This window comes from Paenibacillus sp. J22R160, from assembly GCF_059692135.1.
The window spans coordinates 154,977-173,793 of the sequence record NZ_JCAUAU010000005.1 but is presented as its reverse complement, the minus strand read 5'-3'; the positions used below and the strand labels follow the sequence as shown (position 1 = coordinate 173,793).

Here is an 18,817-nt window from a genome sequence, read left to right as displayed (position 1 = left end):
TGGATAAGGATTAGTTTTCGACTTTATTTGCACGAAGCCACATTTCGCCGTAGAATTCACCTGATTCATTTGCTTTAACGAACGTTGAATTACCAGGACCAACATATTTGTAATCGGTAATTTCTTGGATCAGGCCTCCGAAGACCTTGCCTGTAATTTCGTCAGCAAGGCGGTTTCTGTCAGCGCCAGTCCCAGGCACGACAATGTAATCGCCAGCGAGGAAATCGAGGACGACCGCGCCTTCCACGTTGAACGCTCCCATTACGCCGAAGCCGCGCCATGGCTTGCCGTCGAGGTTGTAGTTGATTTGATATTCTTGCCCGTCAGCGAGAGCGAGAAGTTCAGCAAGCTTGCCATTTTCAGTGATTTCAGCTTTTTTCGCTGTAGTTTTTGCTGCATTACCTGCCCAGTCGTTGTAGTCATCAAATGAAACACCGAAAGCAGTCATTTTGTAGTTTTCTGAGATTGTCTTGATAGAGTAGTTTGTCATTTGTATTCTCCTTTGTGGGATGTATTCTTTACAAGACTGATTCTATAAGCCAAATGTATCAAAAAATGATACTGTTTATTGAAAAATGAAAATTGAACATGTAAATCCGTCAGTGCTGACATTTTCTGCTACATTATTGTTATAATATAATCATGAAGAAAACAGAACGAGTGAACCTGATCATGCGTTACATCAATAACCGCGCGCATTTTACGATTGCCGAGATTCAGCGAGAGTTCAGGATTTCCCGCGCGACGGCGATTCGCGACATAAACGAGATTCAGGCGATGGGTTTTCCACTGACGTCCGAGCTTGGGCGCGGTGGCGGATACTATGTCCTGCAAAATCAATATCTGCCCGCCGCCCGCTTTACGCCAGAAGAGCTGAAGGCGATTTTTATCAGCTTTATCGCCTCGAAAAATTCGCAGCTGCCTTATCTGCAAAATCGCCGCTCAATCACTGAAAAACTTATCGGCATCGCGTCGCAAACACAGCAAGATGAGCTGATCGAGCTGAATAATATCTTGCTTTTCGAAAATACAAATCCCGCCAATCCGAATCTTTTGGAGCTCGATGACGCGGCGCCTGCGGAGCTAAACCAGTTGATTTCGCTTGCTGTACGGGATAAACATTTACGCGTGACTTATGAGCTGAGTCTTGGCTGGCCGCAGTTGCTGGACGTTTTTTTGCTGCATATATTTAACTCGAACGCTCAGTGGCTGGTCGAGGTTTATGATTTTGATACGGATGAGTTTCGTTATTTGCCTGTTGAGATGCTGCGGGATTCGGCAATTTCTGAGCAGGAGATGAAGTGGTCTGAACAAGAGATTTTAAACAAGAAACTGCTTCGTGCACGTGAATCCAATCTTGTTGTGAAACTTGATTCGATTGGGATTCAGCGCTTTAAGCGTATGCACCCGCCTGGGATAATTTTGTCCTTAACTGGGATGTTTCAATCGAGCGGGATTTTTAATGTTCAGTTGGATGTGACCGATGTTGAGGCGCTGGCGTATTATGCGGATTGGCTTTTGTTTTTGGGAAAAGGGGTCGAGTTTGAGCGGATTCCTGATGAACTGCGTGTGATTTTTGAAAAGCGTTTAGCCACTTTAAGATTTAACTGAAATTTTTCTTTTGCGATAAACTAGTAGAGGATTGATTTAACGAATTACCGGCCTGCTGTCGGGTGACAAGAACATTATCTCATTAAGTGCCGCGAAGATCGCGGCTTTTTTGTTTTATCGGATAAAGTTCTTGTCATAAGGTTTGGTATAAATTAACCAACCAATTATCTATATAAGTACAATAGATTAGAATTGATATTCATCCATGAAATGATATATTAAGTATATCAACATAAAGCGCTAGGGAGAATAAGATGGAAACGCATTTATACAAACAGTTGTATATGCATATTGTTCATGAGATTCAACAGGGAAAATTAAAGACTGGAGATCGTGTATCATCTGAAAAAGAATTGGCCGAACAATTTGGCGTTAGCCGCATCACTTCCAAAAAGGCGCTCGAAAAGTTGGCAGAAGCGGGTGTTATCAAACGCATCCAGGGAAAAGGGTCGTTTGTGGCGAATGGACATACTTCGGGTTTGGAACAAATGCGTCAATCGGAGGAAAGAACGAGTGCGGTGATCCGTGCTCAAGAAAGACCGCTCATTGGATTAATTATTCCCAGTTTTTCGGATGAATATGGCTTGAAGCTCCTTCAAGCCATGGAGAAGCAGAGCGCACTGCATGAGTGTGATCTAATCATCAAGAGGACTGGCGGCAGCAAAGAAGAAGAAGAGCATGCGATCCAACTTTTTGTCAGCCTAGGTATCAAGGGATTAATCGTGACTCCTGTCCATGGCGCGCATTATAATGCAGAACTCATTCGTCTTGTCTTGGGTAAGTTTCCTGTCGTATTGGTCGACCGGTATTTGAAAGGTATTCCGGTATGTGCCGTTTACACGGATAACAGAAAAGCTGCGCAAGATCTTACGCTTCATCTGATCGGGAAAGGCCATCAAAACATCGCCTATTTGTCGCCGCCGGTCGAAAATACGTCAGCCCTGGAAGACAGGCTTCTGGGATATACTTTGGCATTTACCCGGGAAGGGTTGAAGTTAGATCAGGACTATTGTTTAACGAATATTACAGGCACCCGTTCAGGTTCATGGGCAGGGGATTTAGAGACGCTCAAAAGCTTTTTAGAACAAAATACCAATGTAAAAGCATTTGTTGTTTCGGAATATCAGGTCGCCACTATGTTGGCTCAAGTCATTGACACACAAGGAATGAAGTTGGAAACCTACGATATCGTCTGCTTCGACTCATTAAACGATTTTTTGGGAAAGCCGATTTTTACCCACATTCAACAAGATGAGAAACGGATGGGCGAGGAAGCGGTGGATTTGTTGATCTCTCAGTTATATGGAGAAGCTGTCTCCGAACAAAGAATTGTCGAACATAGAATGATTGTGAAAGAATAGCAAGTAAAGTTAATTAATAGAGAAAACCGTGGAATTCAAATTCCATGGTTTTTTGTTTTCTAATAGCCCTAATTGTTCTAAATAGGCAAATTTTGTACAATCATGTCGCGAAATCGTAGTGGACATGGTATATTTCCCCATATTATTATACTTAGTATACAAACGTATTTTACTGACTTGTTTGTATCAGCAATTGTCATACTATTCTTGCTTTTCTGAAGGAGGTAACAGTATGTATCGGAGCAGTAAAAAAATGTTATCCATCTCCACCTGTGTCTTGTGTGCATCCCTGTTATTCGGTTGTTCGAAGGGGACTGAAACGACAAACACCACAGCCAGTACGACGACCCCGGCAGCAACCAGTGCAGCTACAGCTGCGGCAAAGGAAACGAAAGCACCAGATGCAGCCAAAAAAACCATCACCATCACATATAGAGACGATGGTACTGGTGAGAACGGAACGCTTTTCAAATGGTTAAAAGATGTGGCTGCCAGCTATCCGAACAAAGATGTCGTCATCAAGCAGACGCCGATCCAGGCTTCGGAAGGCGACTACTTCGCGAAAATTGCGCTAGCTCTCAAATCCAAAGACACAGCACCGGATATCGTTACAGAAGACACCTTCATGTTAAACTCCGATGCCAGCGCCGGCCTTTTGTCTCCGTTGGATGACAAAGTAAAAAGCTGGACCGACTGGACAAATGGTTCCTTCATCGAAGCGATGAAAAAAGGGGTAACAGCCGCCGACGGTAAAATTTACGGCGTACCGTATAACACGGACTCCCGGGGCCTCTGGTACAACAAGCAAATTTTCAAACAATCCGGACTGCCTGAAGATTGGAAACCAAAAACTTGGGATGAAGTCTTGAGCGCAGCAAGAACAATCAAGGAAAAAGCAGCCAAGGATGTTGTACCTTTCTGGATGAACATGGGTAAAGCAACTGGCGAAGCGACTTCCATGCAAACTTACGAAATGCTGCTTTACGGAACAGGCGAAAGACTTTACGATGATTCGAGTTCGAAGTGGACCGTTAAAAGTCAAGGTATTTTGGATGCGCTTTCATTTGTTGATAGCATTAACAAAGAGAAACTTGGCCCTCCTCTTTCCAAAGTATTGAACGGCCAAGCAGGCAACTCCTCCTCTCGCGAATATTTGCCAAAGGGCAAACTCGGCATCTCCTTGGACGGTTCCTGGATTGCAGGCAACTATTTGCCGAATGGAGCAGCTCCATGGCCGGAGTATAAAGACGTTCTGGGCTTTGCTCCAATGCCGACAAGCAAAGGCCAAGCTCCAGGTTCCATTACTTTAGCTGGCGGATGGGCGCTGTCTGTTCCTGCTAACGCTCAGCATAAAGACGAAGCTTGGGACTTCATCAAATACGCGCTTAACAAAGAAAATACGCAAAAACTTGTAATTGCAAGCGGTAACATTACCGTTCGGGCGGACGTCGCAAAAGATCCGGGCTATACGCAAATGCCATTTAATGCAATAGCTACCGATTATTTGAAAAATGCGGAGTTCAGACCTGCTCGTGACAAATATCCAGAAGTATCCACACAAATTCAGGCTATGGTTGAGTCTGTGGCGACTGGCACCTCACCTGCCGATGCGATGAAGAAGTATCAGCAAGACGTAACCCGCATTGTTGGAGAGGATAAAGTCAGCGTGAAGTAATGGCAACACCTTGCCCTGGCGCCCTATTCAAGAATACGGGGGCCAGGGCAATCCCAGTTTGCCCTACCATCACCAAGGAGAAAGGAGAGAACCATGATGAGCAGTACGGCAATCCCAGTAACATCCAGAAAGACGTACACATGGTTGTATTTTTTATTCCCTTCGTTGGCCGTTATGCTAGTTTTCTTCATCTATCCGATCTTGCTAACGTTTTTCTACTCATTTACGAACTTAGCATTGACCGGAGAATCAGCAAAACAGCTAAAATTCGTTGGTTTTGACAACTATATCCGTATGTTTGCGGATCCAACCGTTAGAATCAGTATCTGGAATACTCTGGTTTTCTTGATCGGATCAGCTGTCATCGGCCAACAAGTGCTGGGATTTCTGATCGCAATCTTGATGAAACGTAAAAATAAAACGTTCCGCCGTGTGATTGGAACTGTCGTTCTCGCCGGTTGGGTAACACCTGAAATTGTATGCGCATTATGTCTCTACAGCTATTTCGGCGACGAGGGTACTTTAAATGCCATATTAAGTACACTAGGCATCCCAACGGTCACTTGGTTATACACCGTTCCTATGCTCACGGTTATTTTAGCGAACGTCTGGCATGGAACAGCCTTCTCTATGCTTGTGTTTCAAGCAGCACTTGACGATGTGCCGAAAGAAATCGAGGAAGCTGCGCTTGTCGACGGGGCATCACGTTTGAAAATTTTAATTTACATCATTATTCCTTATATTAAAGGAACGATTACTACCAATGCGATGCTGGTTACTCTACAGACCCTTGGCGTTTTCGGCCTTATCTATGCAATGACCGGCGGGGGTCCAGGCACAGCAACTACGACCTTACCAATCTTCATGTATAACCAGGCCTTCATTAACTACCAGCTCGGTTACGGTACGGCCATTTCTTTATTGCTGTTGCTTCTAGGTATTGTGTTGAGTTTGTTCTATATTCGCTCTTTAAAAGAGTAAAACCACAAGGAGAGTTCGTATGACTGAGATATACCGTAAAGTCGTTTATCGCACCTTGCCCTACGCAGCGCTCACCTTTATCGGCATTTGTTTCCTGCTCCCACTCTTATGGGTGCTAGTTGCCTCCGTGGATCCTAACGCCATGCAATCGCTCAAGGTCCCCAGCTCTTTGACAGCAGGCAACTATATCGACGTGATCACTAGTCGCGCGAACCAGCGCGCATTTCTAATAGGACTCATCATTTCGCTAGGGCAAGCTTTGATTGTCGTTCTAATAGGTCTGTTAGCGGCTTATCCACTGTCTAGATATCAATTGAAGTATAAAAAGCCGTTCATGCTAACCATCTTATTTATGACCTCACTGCCAATCACTGCAGTTATGGTCCCTGTGTATCAATTATTTTTGACATTAAAGCTTTATGACAATATCTTCGGCGTCATTCTTTTTAAAGTCGCCTCCGCCATGCCTTATGGCATCTGGATGCTCAAAAATTTCATGGATTCCGTACCGAACGAGTTAGAAGAAGCGGCATGGGTGGACGGTGCGTCCATTCTTGCAGGCATCCGCAGGATCGTTACTCCATTAATGATTCCGGGAATATGCACGGTTGCTATCTTTACCTTCTCCGGTAGCTGGGGCAACTTTTTCGTTCCCTACATTCTCTTGAGTACGCCTGAGAAGTTCCCGGCGGCGCTCAAGCTATATCAATTCTTCGGGCAGTACGGCATGGTGAGTTATGGTAAATTGGCAGCCTTTTCTACGCTCTATGCCATTCCTTCCGTTGTCATGTATATTCTCTCTCAGCAGTTTATGTCCAAAGGTTTCGGTCTCCAAGGCGGGACCAAAGGGTAGCGTGTATGCTTTTCATGTTTCCCTTAAGGTCGAACGTAACCCAGCACATTCCACCTAACATACTAGCGTTCATTAAGAGAGTAAAGCCTTATTTATAGGGCTTTTTTTCATGTTTTTCATGTTTTTACGCTTAGTTCTTATACAACACGAGGCTGCCGTTGGATGATCGGCAGCCTCGTTACGTTAACGTGCAGCATAACAGGTAATGCCGAATATGAAATAAAATTCCGAAATTTATTAATAAAATAAAATATATTTACAAAATTAAACATTATATATTATACTTGAAAATATAAAATAGTTATGGAGGGATTCACATGAACTTGAAAAGGCTTAGCTCCTTACTTATGATCATGACTTTGTTGATTACGTTCTTCCCTTTAGGCTCAACTCATGCTGCAACAAACACACAGCTCATTGTCCATTATCCTAAGACGGATAAGGATAAACACATTGAGAAAGAAATCGAAGCAACCGCTTTCAACAGTAAGGTCAAAGGTACCGTTACGGAAACAACGTACGACGAATATGGATTTAAAGTGACTTTTAATTTTGTGAATTTAGATGAAAATGCTTACATAGGTGTCGCCGTAAAGAAAGATAGTGTTTTCCCTCGCGATAAAAGATATGTCAGAGCCAAAAACGGTCTGGCAGAGATATGGCTTATCGACGGCGATGCGCGCGTGTACAGTGCGCCCTTGACCATAAATCCGGGATTAATCATTAAGAAGGATGATAAAGGCTACGTTGCCGTTGAAGATTTAAAAGATATATTAAACCTGACTTATAAGTACGGGAAAAATACGTATATATTCGACGGCGCAGCTAAAGGAACTGCCGACATCTTGACCATTTCCCTTGGTCGAGACTATTTTGAAATTAATATAAATACCAATAGAATAGGTTCCAATGTGACGAGCAATATGTTAAATGCTTATACCGATCTCGTTTTTCATGACGTAGACGGGTTTTATAACAACAACAAATACTACTTGTCGCTGGGATACATTGAGAGGCTGTTCCAAGTAGCCGCTCTAACGGTCGGAAGCAACGAATACTTGCTGAATAAACAGTTTGCAGCCTACGATCAAATTACCCGTGCGGATACTCCGGAAGAGGTTGGCTTTTCCTCTGAAAAACTAGACAAAATTGATGATTATATCAATCAACAAGTCCAAGCTGGTTTCCCGGGAGCAGCAATGATTGTTGTAAAAGATGGAAAAATTGTAAAGGAATCCTCATACGGTTATTTGAAAAAATATGATACCGCCTTTGTGGATGGGCAATACGAGCCGGCGAAGCTGTTGCCGGAATCCAAGTGGAAGAGGATTAAAGCAGATACACTATTTGATTTGGCTTCCAACACGAAAATGTACGCAACAAATTACGCCATCCAGAAATTGGTTTCTGAAGGCAAATTAAACCTGGATCAAACCCTCAGTTCTTTCCCCGGCTGGGAAAATTATAAAGATAGCTATACGGTATATACGGGTAAATGGACGCTCGGTGGTAGCGGTGGTCTTGCTTTAACTCCGCGTACCGGTAAGGAAACAGTTACGATACGCGATATACTGCATCACTATGGCGGTCTTATTCCAGACCCGGAATACCCTAACAAGACTTCGGCTGGCACTCTATGGTATCAAACGGATGATTACACCGATCGTGCTGGAATCATAGATATCATCAGCAAGACACCTTTAAGATACACACCTAGAACAACGTTTGCTTACAGCGACGTGGATTTTATGATCTTAGGCTTGCTGGTTGAACAGATTACAGGCATGTCTTTAGATCAGTATGTCGAAAAGAATATTTATAAGCCGCTTGGATTAAAGCATACCGTTTATAATCCTCTCACCAAAGGCTTCTCCAAATCAGAAATTGCGGCTACTGAATTAAATGGAAATACCCGTGATGGAAATGTCAATTTCGGAATCATGGACGATAATTCACCTGTTAATATTAGAAAATATACATTGCAAGGCGAAGTGCATGATGAGAAGGCTTGGTATTCTATGGGAGGCGTCGCCGGCCATGCCGGATTATTCTCTACCGTAGGCGATATGGGCGTCTTGACGCAGCTTATGCTCAATGGCGGTATTTATAACGGTAAACAGTTTTTCACCAAAGAAGTTGCTGATGAATTTACCGCACCTTATGATCCCGTTCCAAACCGAGTCGACTTGTCCACCATCGGATTGGGATGGCGGGTGCATTCCAAAAGTTCCTCCGCTTACTACTATTACAATTGGGGTCCCAGCAGAAGCACCTATGGTCACCAAGGGTGGACCGGTACGTTAACCATTATCGATCCGGTTTATAATATGTCGATTACGATACTTACGAATTTGAGGCATTCACCGGTAGTCACTCCTCCGAATGGATTTGAGGGATCGAATTTCCCTATCGGCGATTTGGTTCCAATTTCAGCACTAGTCTATGATTCTTTGATCTGGGATAAAACTCAACACAATTCCAAATAGTTAAAAAACAGCGGCAGTCAAGGACTTTTCCACGTCCCAGACTGCCGCTTCCTTTCTTTTCCTTAATCCGTCTCGTAGAACTATCTTCTTTCTTAATCACAATTCCTTCTAGTCCGATTACGACAGGGATGAATGGCCTTCCATATGAAAGTTGCCCCCATGAAAAAAGGAGACTTGTACGTAATAAGGAGTAAACGTACCTTACGGTAAAAGTGATTCTCCCTTAAAATCAACTTTGTAAGCGCTTTAAAAAGTGGGATTTATGCGGGTATTAAATAATCATTTCGACGATGACATATCCAAGCTCTTACGATTATGCGGTCGTTGAGTTGAAAAAAGTGATGCCGAACGTTGAAATTAATGAAATTACTTTGGTGCCTGGGCTGCAGGGTTCTCTGTTCGGATTGGGGGTGGTATGTGCGAATTAAGCGTCAATATGGCCATTTTTCTGTATTCTAAAATCGGTATATTCAAGGCATTGCAGATGGCGTGGTGAAAGGGTAGTTTCAATGCTTGTACAAGAATGAAGGAGGATATTTATGTCAAATAAATCAATCTATCAATTATTTCTACAGCTCTTGATCTTTACTTTCGTGATAGCATCATTGCTGCCAGTGGGGAATCGGGTTTATGCAGATTCAGTTGGTGTATACGAAGCGGAAGACGCTGCGAATACGCTTACGGGCAACGCATCCGTGAATGATTGCGGAACGTGCTCGGGGGGCAAGAAAGTAGGCGGACTCTTTAAAGTAGATGATAGCCACGCTTCATCCTTGCAATTTAACAATGTGAATATAAAAGAAGCCGGTACATACAAGGTTTCGGTGTATTACATATCCGGCGATCCTCGCTCGGTTAATATTAGCGTGTATGGCGAACCTAAGCAGCTCTACGATTTTCCTAAAACGGCGGATTGGAACACGGTCGGAAGCTATGATGTCGAGATGACGTTCAAATCCGGTAGCAACGTGATTTTATTCGACGATAACATGTGGTATGCGCCGGATATTGATAGAATCGTCGTTGGAGAGAAGCTAGGCGGTTCAATAGGCGGAACCATCTACGAAGCCGAAGCGGTCGACAATACGCTGACAGGCAATGCTGCCGTCAGCAATTGCGGTCCTTGTTCTGGCGGGAAGAAGGTAGGCAATCTGTTTAAAGTAGACGATAGCCACGCCTCCTCTTTGCAATTCAACAATGTTACAGTGGATGCTAATGGGGCATATATCTTAACGATATCCTACATATCCGGCGACCCGCGTTCTATAAACATCAGTGTAAACGGCAGCGCCAAAGAACTTTTTGATTTACCTAAGACAGCAGACTGGAACACGGTTGGAAACTATGATATTGAGCTGCAGCTTCATTCCGGAACGAATACCATTTTGTTCGATGATAATATGTGGTACGCGCCTGACATCGACCGTATTGTCGTGAAACCTGTGGTTTCCGACCCAGGAAACGGAGGCGATTCAGGCTCGCTTGGAACTGCCCTAGCTCCAGTGAAATACGGTAAAATAACCGTTACGCCGTACAAATCGGGCATGCAAGTGACTAACGGGCAGTATACAGCAAGCTTCTTTTCTCAGACCGGCTATGCCGATTTTGTTTGGAGCAATGGTCAGCAGCTAAAAGGCGCATACGGAAAAATCAAGTTGAATGGGGAAGAACTGGAGACGAAAGAGTATACGACGCACAAAATTGACAAAGCGCAAATTTCCGAAATTAATGATAACTTCGGCAAAGGGATCCAAGTGGACTTCATCCACATACAAAATGGCAAGCCGGTGCTTCATCAAGTATATTCGTTTTATGCGAAGGAATCGTATTTTTTGAGTCGTCTCGATGCAGTCGGCGATCAAATGATCAGCACCAACTATATGGCTCCGATCGTTATTCAGCGCACTGGCGGAGCGGCTACCGGCCAAACGGCTGAAAATCGCGTGCTTTCCGTACCGTTCGATAACGATAGTTGGATTCGATTCAAGGCTCAGCCGATGAACCGCACGGATACGAGCTATGAAGTCACGGCGATCTATGACAATATGTCCCGTCAAGGTCTGGTTGTCGGTTCCGTTACTCATGATAAGTGGAAAACGGGTATCGATTGGAAAGGATCAAACAATCAATTGCTTCAATTAACGGTTTATGGAGGCGCTTCCTCGTCCGTTACGCACGACTCGCTGCCGCACGGCAGCCTAAAAGGCACGATGGTTTCGTCCCCGACCCTGATGGTAGGCGGATACTTGGATTATCGCGATGGTCTCGAGGAATATGGCCGTGTGAATGCCATCGTCGCGCCTGCGTTGAAACAGAAACTCCCCGTGCCAAAAGGTGTACCGGTTGGATGGAATAGCTGGGGAGCATACTCGATGGATTTGACAGTGCAGGACGTCATCGACACTTCCAACTACTTCAAGGAAAACCTGAAAAAATTCAAAAACGACGGCACCGTCTATATCAATACCGACGCATCGAAAATACCGCAAGTGCAATTTAAGCCTGCAGTCGACATCATTCATGCCAACGGGCAAAAAGCAGGCGTGTATACAGCACCATTCACCTACTGGGACAACGATTTGAACGCACCGGTCCCAGGAACGAACAATATGTATACGTACAACGATATTTTGCTGAGAGACAGTAACGGTAATCCGCTGCCTAAGCTTGATGGCGCCTATGCCCTAGATCCTACACATCCGGGTACGAAAATGAATCTCAAATTCTACTTTGATAGTATTAAGGCATCCGGGTATGACTTTGTTAAAATGGATTTCTTGACGCATGGCTCGTTGGAAGGCGTCCATTACGATTCTAGCGTTACGACGGGGATTCAGGCTTATAACGAAGGCATGCGTTACATTAACGAATTGGTAGACGGCAAAATGTTTCTGAGCGAGTCCATCGCCCCGATGTTCCCGTCTCAGTATGCGCACAGCAGACGCATCGCAACCGACACGTTCGGCTCGATCCATGATACCGAGTACGAGCTTAATGCACTAACCTACGGCTGGTGGCAAAATGGTACGATCATTAATCACCTTGACCCCGACCATATGGCGCTTGGCCGCTCAAATTCTTTGAATGAAGCAAGAAGCCGTGTGAATTCGGCTGTAATTTCCGGGACGGTGCTTCTTGATTCGAGTAACGTTCACGATCCAATTGTTCAGAACTACATGACGCAGTTATACACGAATAACAAAATCTTAAAGCTCGCTTCCACCGGCAAGGCATTCCGTCCTGAGGAAGGCAACACAGGATCCGGAGCGGCTGATACATTCGTACTGAAGGACGGAGACAAATACTACCTCGCTGTCTTTAATTACAGCGCAAGCGCTTCAGCGGTAAAAACGGTTGATCTTACACGTGCCGGACTACCTGCAGGTGTGACCTTCAATCGCGAGGATTTGTGGACCGGGATTACTGACACGGTTAACGGATCGATTACTCTGAATCTGCAGGCGGCCGAATCCCATATATTCAAATTAACAGTTAGCTCTGGAAGAAAGTAAAGCATGAGAAATTGTGATTTGTTAACTCGTAAGGATGTTCTATACTAGGGACTGGGTATCATTTCCAAAATATAAGTGAGAGGAGCTGTTTACAGATGAAAATAGCTATCATTTGCTTTGATGATTTTACGGATCTTGATGTGTTCCTGCCCTGGGATTTGTTGAATAGAGTGCGATTGGTCGGTGGAATCGCCAATTGGGAAGTAAAGCTGCTTGGGACCGCATCATCGCATGTGTCTATGGCGGGATTAAGAATCCCCATGCATGGGTTGGTGGAGGAGGCGAATACACAGGATGCTGTCCTGTTCGCAAGCGGAAGAGGGGTGCAACCCCTGTTCAAGGACCTGGCTTATCTAAGCCGATTACAACTTTCTCCGGATCGGCAATTGATCGGATCCATGTGTTCGGGTGCTCTACTCCTGGGAGCTTTGGGTTATTTGACAGGGAAGCGGGCTACCACTTATCCGACTGCGGCCGGACAGTTAACCGCGTTTGGTGTAGAGGTCGTTAACGAGAGCTTTGTAAATAACGGTAACATCAGCACAGCTGCCGGGTGTTTGGCTGGACAAGATTTGTCAGCTTGGGTGATTGATTCTTTGATGGGGAGTGAAATGACCCAGCGTGTTCTGAAGACAGTTCAGCCTGTCGGTCAGGGGCTTGAGATTGATTTGTAATTATAAAAAGAATAACCGCCGATCGGCGGTTATTCTTTTTTCTATAAATGTTTATTATTGGAAAAGTATGTAACTTTAAATTTAATTGGTGGGTACTCCTACATCAGCTTTATGGGGGGGACTCGCCTTACTCCAATAAGCGCAATGGAAGCACAAATTTCTTTAGGTTCAAATATAACTGTAATTGATCAGGTAGACTTACCTTGGGGAAAGGTATATCTGGTAGACACCCCGAGAAGAGAGCGTACGGCTGTTGTTCGCAAAAAAAGGGGCATTTTGGCTTTGCAATTCAGTAACCACCTTCGATAACACAAATGGTTCTGATCCTTTAAGAACTATAGGTTGGCTAAACTATCAGTACTCAGGAATTACCCCTCCTGAATCTATAGCATTAATAGCGGTTAATTCAAATGATTCACAAGTTGCGTATGTTTGCTGGCTTTTGCAGTTCAAAACCATTTTGTCCCCCAACAGCAGCACGCGTGAGGACAGTTGGTTATTGGGGTAAGAGGGGCAGAGGATCTGCGCCTATGCTAGAGCAAGAATCTTATGATGACAACGACTTGAAAATTACAATTCCTTTACACATGGTCCTAGTAAAAGACAATATTTGCAAAGAACAATCTACATCTATCAGCCTATGGAAATGGAAGTCAGAATATGAAATTATAGTAGCATATTCACCTATCATTGAAAACTTCGAGAGGATGTTGTGCATGCTTAGAAAGTCAGTTATTGTCTCTTCTGTTTTATTGATGTCTATGATTCCTATGTTTTCGTTAAGTAGTGAATCTTATGCCTCAGACTTTAAAAAAGGAAAAGAGACTGCCATCAAAGTGATGGAGTATAATATTCACCATGCCGAAGGCATGGATGACATTCTGAATTTAAACAGAATTGGTGACGTTATTAAATCATCGGGTGCTGATATCATTGGTCTGCAAGAAGTCGATAATCATTTCTCCACGCGTAGTAATTTCGAGGATCAAGCGAAATGGCTAGCCAATTACTTAGGCATGCATTATCAATTTGCTGCGAATCTTGACAATGATCCCTTAAATGTGGGGGAACCTCGTCGTCAATACGGAACGGTTATATTAAGTAAATATCCTATTCTTTCTAGCGAAAATCATTTACTCGATAATACGCAATATCCTTCAGAGCAGCGCGGTCTTGCGAAAACAGTGATTAATGTGAAAGGCAATCATATTAATTTCTACAATACGCATCTTGACAATAAAAGACCTGAACAAAGAGATATACAAGTCAACGAGATCCTGGACATTGTAAATCAAAATAAAGGAACAAGTATCTTAGTGGGAGACTTCAATGCCACACCAGATAGTCCAGAAATTATAAAAATGTCTGCACAGTATCATGACACATTTGCGGAACTTGGTCTAAATGATGCCTATACGTCTTATTATTATTCAGACAAGCCTAATCGTCGCATCGACTATATCTATACGTCTGATGATGTAAAAATAAAAGCAGGAAAGGTTATAAACACAATCGCAGCGGATCACTTGCCCATTACGGCTGAGCTCGTTATTAATAAGTAAGACCATCCATCCCACGGTGATAACGGTCATAACCACCATAAGTAATAAAATTTGAAAAGCAACCCCTTCAGTGATGATACTGAAGGGGTTTTAAATCGTGCGTATTTGCATTATTTGTCACAGCGCAGTCTATGCAAAACAAAATTGTAAGAGGACAAGAACATATATCCTTTGCCACTGTGGGAGCTCTACGAATAGTTATTTACGTATTAGGAGTATAACGGAAGCTTTATTAATACAATTCAGTGAAGTCATGCAAGGAAAAAACAATGTTGAGCTAACGGGGAGGACTGTGAAACGTAATACAGTCGTCTTCGTACTAAGAAAAAGGATTGTAAATAATTGGAGGTGACTCATGAAGGCGATTATTTGCACAAAGTACGGATTGCCAGATGTACTTCAGTTGACAGAGGTAAACAAACCAACCCCCAAAAATAACGAGGTGCTGGTAAAAATTCATGCGACTACCGTATCAGCAGGCGACATTAGAGTTCGGAGCTTTAATAGTCCTCTCATATTATGGATACCCATGCGGATCGTACTAGGATTCAGAAAGCCAAGAAAACCTATTCTGGGAGTAGAGTTGTCTGGAGAAATCGAGGAAATAGGTAAGGACGTGAAACGATTCAAAAAAGGTGATCAAGTCTTTGCGTTAACTGGGATGAAATTTGGTGCTTATGCTGAGTACACCTGTCTCCCGGAGGATGGATTAATGGTCACGAAACCGGCAAATGTGAATTATGAGGATGCCGCTGCCGTTCCTTTAGGTGGGACTTCGGCATTGTATTTCCTTAGAAAAGGGAATATCCAAAGCGGACAAAAAGTTCTTATTTACGGCGCTTCAGGTGCGGTAGGCTCATCTGCGGTTCAACTTGCTAAGCATTTTGGTGCGGTGGTTACTGCGGTTAGCAGCACCGGAAATATGGAACTAGTGAAATCTCTTGGAGCCGACCAAGTCATCGATTATACGAAAGAGGACTTTGCGAATAAGGGAGAGCTGTATGATGTCATCTTCGATGCAGTTGGGAAAGCATCGAAAACGAACTGCATGAAAGCTTTAACTCCAAAAGGTAGATACGTAACGGTGGATGGGCAGGGGATTGCAAAGGTACGCATTGAAGATTTACTTCTCCTCAAAGAACTTGTCGAAACGGGAGAACTCAAATCGGTGATCGATAGACGCTATCCGCTGGAACAAGTTGCCGAGGCTCACAGGTATGTGGAGAAAGGACATAAGAAGGGAAATGTAGTGATAAACATTGGAACATAATAAGAAACTATTTCTGACAAATCATGAATTTGTGGTAGTACCTCCATATTCATCATGTGCATAGTTGACTGACTAAATTGAAAATTACACGATAGTATTGAAACAAGTCCGCGTAAAAATCGCGGGCTTCTTTTCTATTTCGGTAGACACCGCCTTTTCCAATATTTACTTGATGTAAAATAATTATCAGAAAAGACAAGATTATCACTTTCCGACTTTGTCCGAATATTTATACAATGAATGAAAATCGAAGGGAGATGTCATATAAACGTGGGTTGTGATTTCAGTGGTGCATTTCTAAAATCGTGAGGAGGATTACATGAAATGTCGAGAGTAATGAAAGCGCTATTATCAGTTCATGTGTTTGTCGGTGGTCTCACAGTTTTCCTACATATCGGAGGCTTAACTCTTAAGGGCAAATTCCCTAATCACTAAGCACAATCTACATAAACTGGCCATATGTTAATGGCCGCTTCGCTAATTACTAGTAAGGCAGAGATATTTACAGATAGGGAGAGACGAAATAATGACAGATAAGCAGACACAGATCAAATCGTGGGTTGATGAGGCATGGGACCGCACAGTTCATAAAATAAGTAAAACAAGCCGTAGGATAGGAGCTACCTTTCCGCATATTACCGTCAATGGGAAATATGATAGCACGAAGGCTGAGTGGTGGACCAGCGGATTTTGGCCAGGTTTACTCTGGCTGATGTACAGAGAAACAGGGGATGAGCAACTGCGGGCTTATGCCGCATCCTGTGAGGAGCAAATGGACAGCGTTCTGGAAGAATTTTACGAGTTGAGTCATGATATTGGGTTTATGTGGAGTTTATCAGCGGTTGCCCAATATAAGTTGACGGGAAATGAGCAATCGAAACGACGTGCTCTCATTGCCGCAAGTCATTTGGCTGGGCGATTCAATATGAAAGGGAACTTCATTCGTGCTTGGTCAGACACGGCGACCGACAATCGGGCGGGGTGGGCGATCATTGATTGTACGATGAATTTACCAATCCTCTACTGGGCGTCCGAGACACTCCATGATCCGAGATTTACCTTCATCGCAATGGCACATGCGGATACAGTCGTCCGTGAATTTGTACGTGAAGATGGCTCCGTAAGGCATATCGTTTGCTTTGACCCGATTACTGGTGAACGGTTGAGCGTTCGGGCGGGGCAGGGTTATTCCGAGGATTCTGCTTGGTCAAGAGGTAATGCTTGGGCACTTCATGGACTGGCGCTGTCCTATCGGTATACCAAAGAGCAACGCTATCTGGACGCGGTCAAACGTGTAGCGCATTATTTCATTTCTGCTTTGCCAGAGGACTATATCCCGTATTGGGATTTCCGCGCTCCGAAGGAAGAGCAGGACTGCGTAGATACATCAGCAGCTGCATGTGCAGCGAGTGGTCTGCTCGAAATTGCGAATTGGGTACCAGATCAGGAGGCATCCCTCTATAGAGAAGCGGGAAATCGTATTCTCAAATCGCTCTACGAAAATTACGGAGCTTGGGACAGCGAAGAAGAAGGGCTCATTACGAAAGGGACGATTTATTATAAATCGGAGCGATATCCGAATCATGTGCCTATCATTTATGGCGACTATTTCTTTGTAGAGGCTTTGACCAAGTTGAAAGGTCAGAAGGAAGTGCTCTGGTAAAGCAGGCGACGACTCCATCCAAGGACTTCTATCACGGGCAGAAGCGGCTGTATTCATGTATCGCCTTTATAACAAATATAATAAGTAATGTGTCGTTGAATGGGTCACAGAGGGGTAGGTGTTTTAACTACACCTCTGTGGCTTTTTTATTTTTTCTATCGAAGTCAAATGTCAAATTATTATCAAAAATGACATGATTGTAACTTACTGCCGCCCCCTAATCTTTATATAATAATAAAAAAAGAAAGGGATGGCGCAGATGAGTCAAGTCATAAAGCGAAAAAATAAGCTGCAACGGAGAGAAACCTATGCGGGGATCATGTTCATATCTCCCATGCTTATCGGTTTACTGATCTTAACGGTGATTCCCACGTTGGCTTCGCTTCTTATCAGTTTCACCGATTGGAATTTTGTTACGAAGCTAGATCATATGAAGTTTGCTGGCGTCAAGAATTATAGTCATTTGTTTGAAGACGACTACTTTATGAAGTCCGTGCGGAATAACTTGGTCTTAATTCTCGTCGTGCCTGTCGAGCTTATCGTATCGTTATTGCTCGCGGTCACGATTAATAAACATGTTTATTTCAAAAGCTTTTTCAAAGTCGTGTTCTTCATGCCCTATATTTCAAGTATTGTTGCGGTTGCCGTTGTCTTCCAGGTGCTGTTTCATCCTTCACTTGGCCCTGTGAACCAAACCTTAATCGCGCTTGGAATCACGAACCCACCCAAATGGCTAGCCGACTTAACCTTCGCACTTCCATCCGTGATGATGATCATGGTTTGGGTACATATTGGCTTTGCACTTATCGTGTATTTGGCAGCCCTACAAGCGATACCTAAGGATCTGTACGAAGCGGCTGAGATTGATGGAGCGGGGAACTTCGGCAAGTTTACCAATATCACGCTACCGATGGTATCCTCAACAACTTTTTTCCTGTTAATCACAGGGGTTATCGCAAGCTTTAAAGTATTCGACATCATCGCTGTTCTCACACAAGGCGGACCCTCCTTCTCGACTTCGGTCATTGTATATTATTTATATAAGACGGCTTTCGAGGATTTGAAAACAGGATATGCGTCTGCGATGGCATGGTTCTTATTCGCTTGTGTCATGGTCATTACAACAATTCAATGGTACGGACAGAAGAAATGGGTGAACTATTAAATCG

At 43.8% G+C, this 18,817-nt stretch carries 14 protein-coding genes; 13 read left to right on the top strand and 1 reads right to left on the bottom strand.

Annotated features, from left to right (window positions below; all coding sequences use genetic code 11):
- Positions 1-10: 10 nt before the first annotated feature.
- Positions 11-490, bottom strand: a complete 480-nt coding sequence (locus AC58UW_RS14510; RefSeq protein ID WP_497421349.1) for a hypothetical protein — start codon at positions 488-490, stop codon at positions 11-13.
- Between the two features lie 152 nt (positions 491-642).
- On the opposite strand from AC58UW_RS14510, the gene AC58UW_RS14505 reads away from it, so the two are divergent.
- From AC58UW_RS14505 to AC58UW_RS14445, 13 genes are all read left to right on the top strand, one after another.
- Positions 643-1,611 carry a helix-turn-helix transcriptional regulator gene (locus tag AC58UW_RS14505; protein ID WP_497421348.1) on the top strand — a complete coding sequence of 323 codons (969 nt, stop codon included), beginning with the start codon at positions 643-645 and terminating at the stop codon, positions 1,609-1,611.
- Between the two features lie 254 nt (positions 1,612-1,865).
- A complete protein-coding gene (locus AC58UW_RS14500) occupies positions 1,866-2,972 on the top strand; it encodes a GntR family transcriptional regulator (protein ID WP_497421347.1) in 1,107 nt (368 codons plus the stop codon).
- A gap of 232 nt (positions 2,973-3,204) precedes the next feature.
- Positions 3,205-4,647 carry an ABC transporter substrate-binding protein gene (locus AC58UW_RS14495; RefSeq protein ID WP_497421346.1) on the top strand — a complete coding sequence of 481 codons (1,443 nt, stop codon included), beginning with the start codon at positions 3,205-3,207 and terminating at the stop codon, positions 4,645-4,647.
- Between the two features lie 96 nt (positions 4,648-4,743).
- Positions 4,744-5,628 carry a carbohydrate ABC transporter permease gene (locus tag AC58UW_RS14490; protein WP_497421345.1) on the top strand — a complete coding sequence of 295 codons (885 nt, stop codon included), beginning with the start codon at positions 4,744-4,746 and terminating at the stop codon, positions 5,626-5,628.
- Positions 5,629-5,647: 19 nt separating this feature from the next.
- Positions 5,648-6,481, top strand: a complete 834-nt coding sequence (locus AC58UW_RS14485; RefSeq protein WP_497421344.1) for a carbohydrate ABC transporter permease — start codon at positions 5,648-5,650, stop codon at positions 6,479-6,481.
- A 317-nt stretch (positions 6,482-6,798) separates the two neighbouring features.
- Positions 6,799-8,967 carry a penicillin binding protein PBP4B gene (gene pbp4b / locus AC58UW_RS14480; RefSeq protein WP_497421343.1) on the top strand — a complete coding sequence of 723 codons (2,169 nt, stop codon included), beginning with the start codon at positions 6,799-6,801 and terminating at the stop codon, positions 8,965-8,967.
- Between the two features lie 290 nt (positions 8,968-9,257).
- Positions 9,258-9,395: a hypothetical protein gene (locus AC58UW_RS14475; protein WP_497421342.1), complete on the top strand. Its 138-nt coding sequence runs from the start codon at positions 9,258-9,260 to the stop codon at positions 9,393-9,395.
- Positions 9,396-9,506: 111 nt separating this feature from the next.
- Entirely contained in the window at positions 9,507-12,479 is a 2,973-nt protein-coding gene (locus AC58UW_RS14470; RefSeq protein WP_497421341.1) for a carbohydrate-binding protein, read from the top strand.
- Between the two features lie 95 nt (positions 12,480-12,574).
- Positions 12,575-13,153 (top strand): DJ-1/PfpI family protein, encoded by a 579-nt coding sequence (locus AC58UW_RS14465; protein ID WP_497421340.1) that lies wholly within the window; start codon positions 12,575-12,577, stop codon positions 13,151-13,153.
- Positions 13,154-13,563: 410 nt separating this feature from the next.
- Positions 13,564-14,715 (top strand): endonuclease/exonuclease/phosphatase family protein, encoded by a 1,152-nt coding sequence (locus AC58UW_RS14460; RefSeq protein ID WP_497421339.1) that lies wholly within the window; start codon positions 13,564-13,566, stop codon positions 14,713-14,715.
- A 355-nt stretch (positions 14,716-15,070) separates the two neighbouring features.
- Entirely contained in the window at positions 15,071-15,985 is a 915-nt protein-coding gene (locus AC58UW_RS14455; protein ID WP_497421338.1) for an NAD(P)-dependent alcohol dehydrogenase, read from the top strand.
- Positions 15,986-16,511: 526 nt separating this feature from the next.
- Positions 16,512-17,648, top strand: a complete 1,137-nt coding sequence (locus AC58UW_RS14450; protein ID WP_497421337.1) for a glycoside hydrolase family 88 protein — start codon at positions 16,512-16,514, stop codon at positions 17,646-17,648.
- A 259-nt stretch (positions 17,649-17,907) separates the two neighbouring features.
- Positions 17,908-18,813, top strand: coding sequence for a carbohydrate ABC transporter permease (locus tag AC58UW_RS14445; protein ID WP_497421336.1), 906 nt, complete (start codon positions 17,908-17,910; stop codon positions 18,811-18,813).
- Positions 18,814-18,817 lie beyond the last annotated feature (4 nt).

Excerpts from the sequence above, each read along its gene's own strand:
- AC58UW_RS14510 (WP_497421349.1), bottom strand. The coding sequence starts at position 490 with ATGACAAACTACTCTATCAAGACAATCTCAGAAAACTACAAAATGACT.
- AC58UW_RS14475 (WP_497421342.1), top strand. The coding sequence starts at position 9,258 with ATGACATATCCAAGCTCTTACGATTATGCGGTCGTTGAGTTGAAAAAA.
- AC58UW_RS14485 (WP_497421344.1), top strand. The coding sequence starts at position 5,648 with ATGACTGAGATATACCGTAAAGTCGTTTATCGCACCTTGCCCTACGCA.
- AC58UW_RS14455 (WP_497421338.1), top strand. The coding sequence starts at position 15,071 with ATGAAGGCGATTATTTGCACAAAGTACGGATTGCCAGATGTACTTCAG.
- AC58UW_RS14445 (WP_497421336.1), top strand. The coding sequence starts at position 17,908 with ATGAGTCAAGTCATAAAGCGAAAAAATAAGCTGCAACGGAGAGAAACC.
- AC58UW_RS14450 (WP_497421337.1), top strand. The coding sequence starts at position 16,512 with ATGACAGATAAGCAGACACAGATCAAATCGTGGGTTGATGAGGCATGG.
- AC58UW_RS14500 (WP_497421347.1), top strand. The coding sequence starts at position 1,866 with ATGGAAACGCATTTATACAAACAGTTGTATATGCATATTGTTCATGAG.
- AC58UW_RS14490 (WP_497421345.1), top strand. The coding sequence starts at position 4,744 with ATGAGCAGTACGGCAATCCCAGTAACATCCAGAAAGACGTACACATGG.
- AC58UW_RS14465 (WP_497421340.1), top strand. The coding sequence starts at position 12,575 with ATGAAAATAGCTATCATTTGCTTTGATGATTTTACGGATCTTGATGTG.
- AC58UW_RS14470 (WP_497421341.1), top strand. The coding sequence starts at position 9,507 with ATGTCAAATAAATCAATCTATCAATTATTTCTACAGCTCTTGATCTTT.
- pbp4b (WP_497421343.1), top strand. The coding sequence starts at position 6,799 with ATGAACTTGAAAAGGCTTAGCTCCTTACTTATGATCATGACTTTGTTG.
- AC58UW_RS14460 (WP_497421339.1), top strand. The coding sequence starts at position 13,564 with ATGATTCACAAGTTGCGTATGTTTGCTGGCTTTTGCAGTTCAAAACCA.
- AC58UW_RS14495 (WP_497421346.1), top strand. The coding sequence starts at position 3,205 with ATGTATCGGAGCAGTAAAAAAATGTTATCCATCTCCACCTGTGTCTTG.
- AC58UW_RS14505 (WP_497421348.1), top strand. The coding sequence starts at position 643 with ATGAAGAAAACAGAACGAGTGAACCTGATCATGCGTTACATCAATAAC.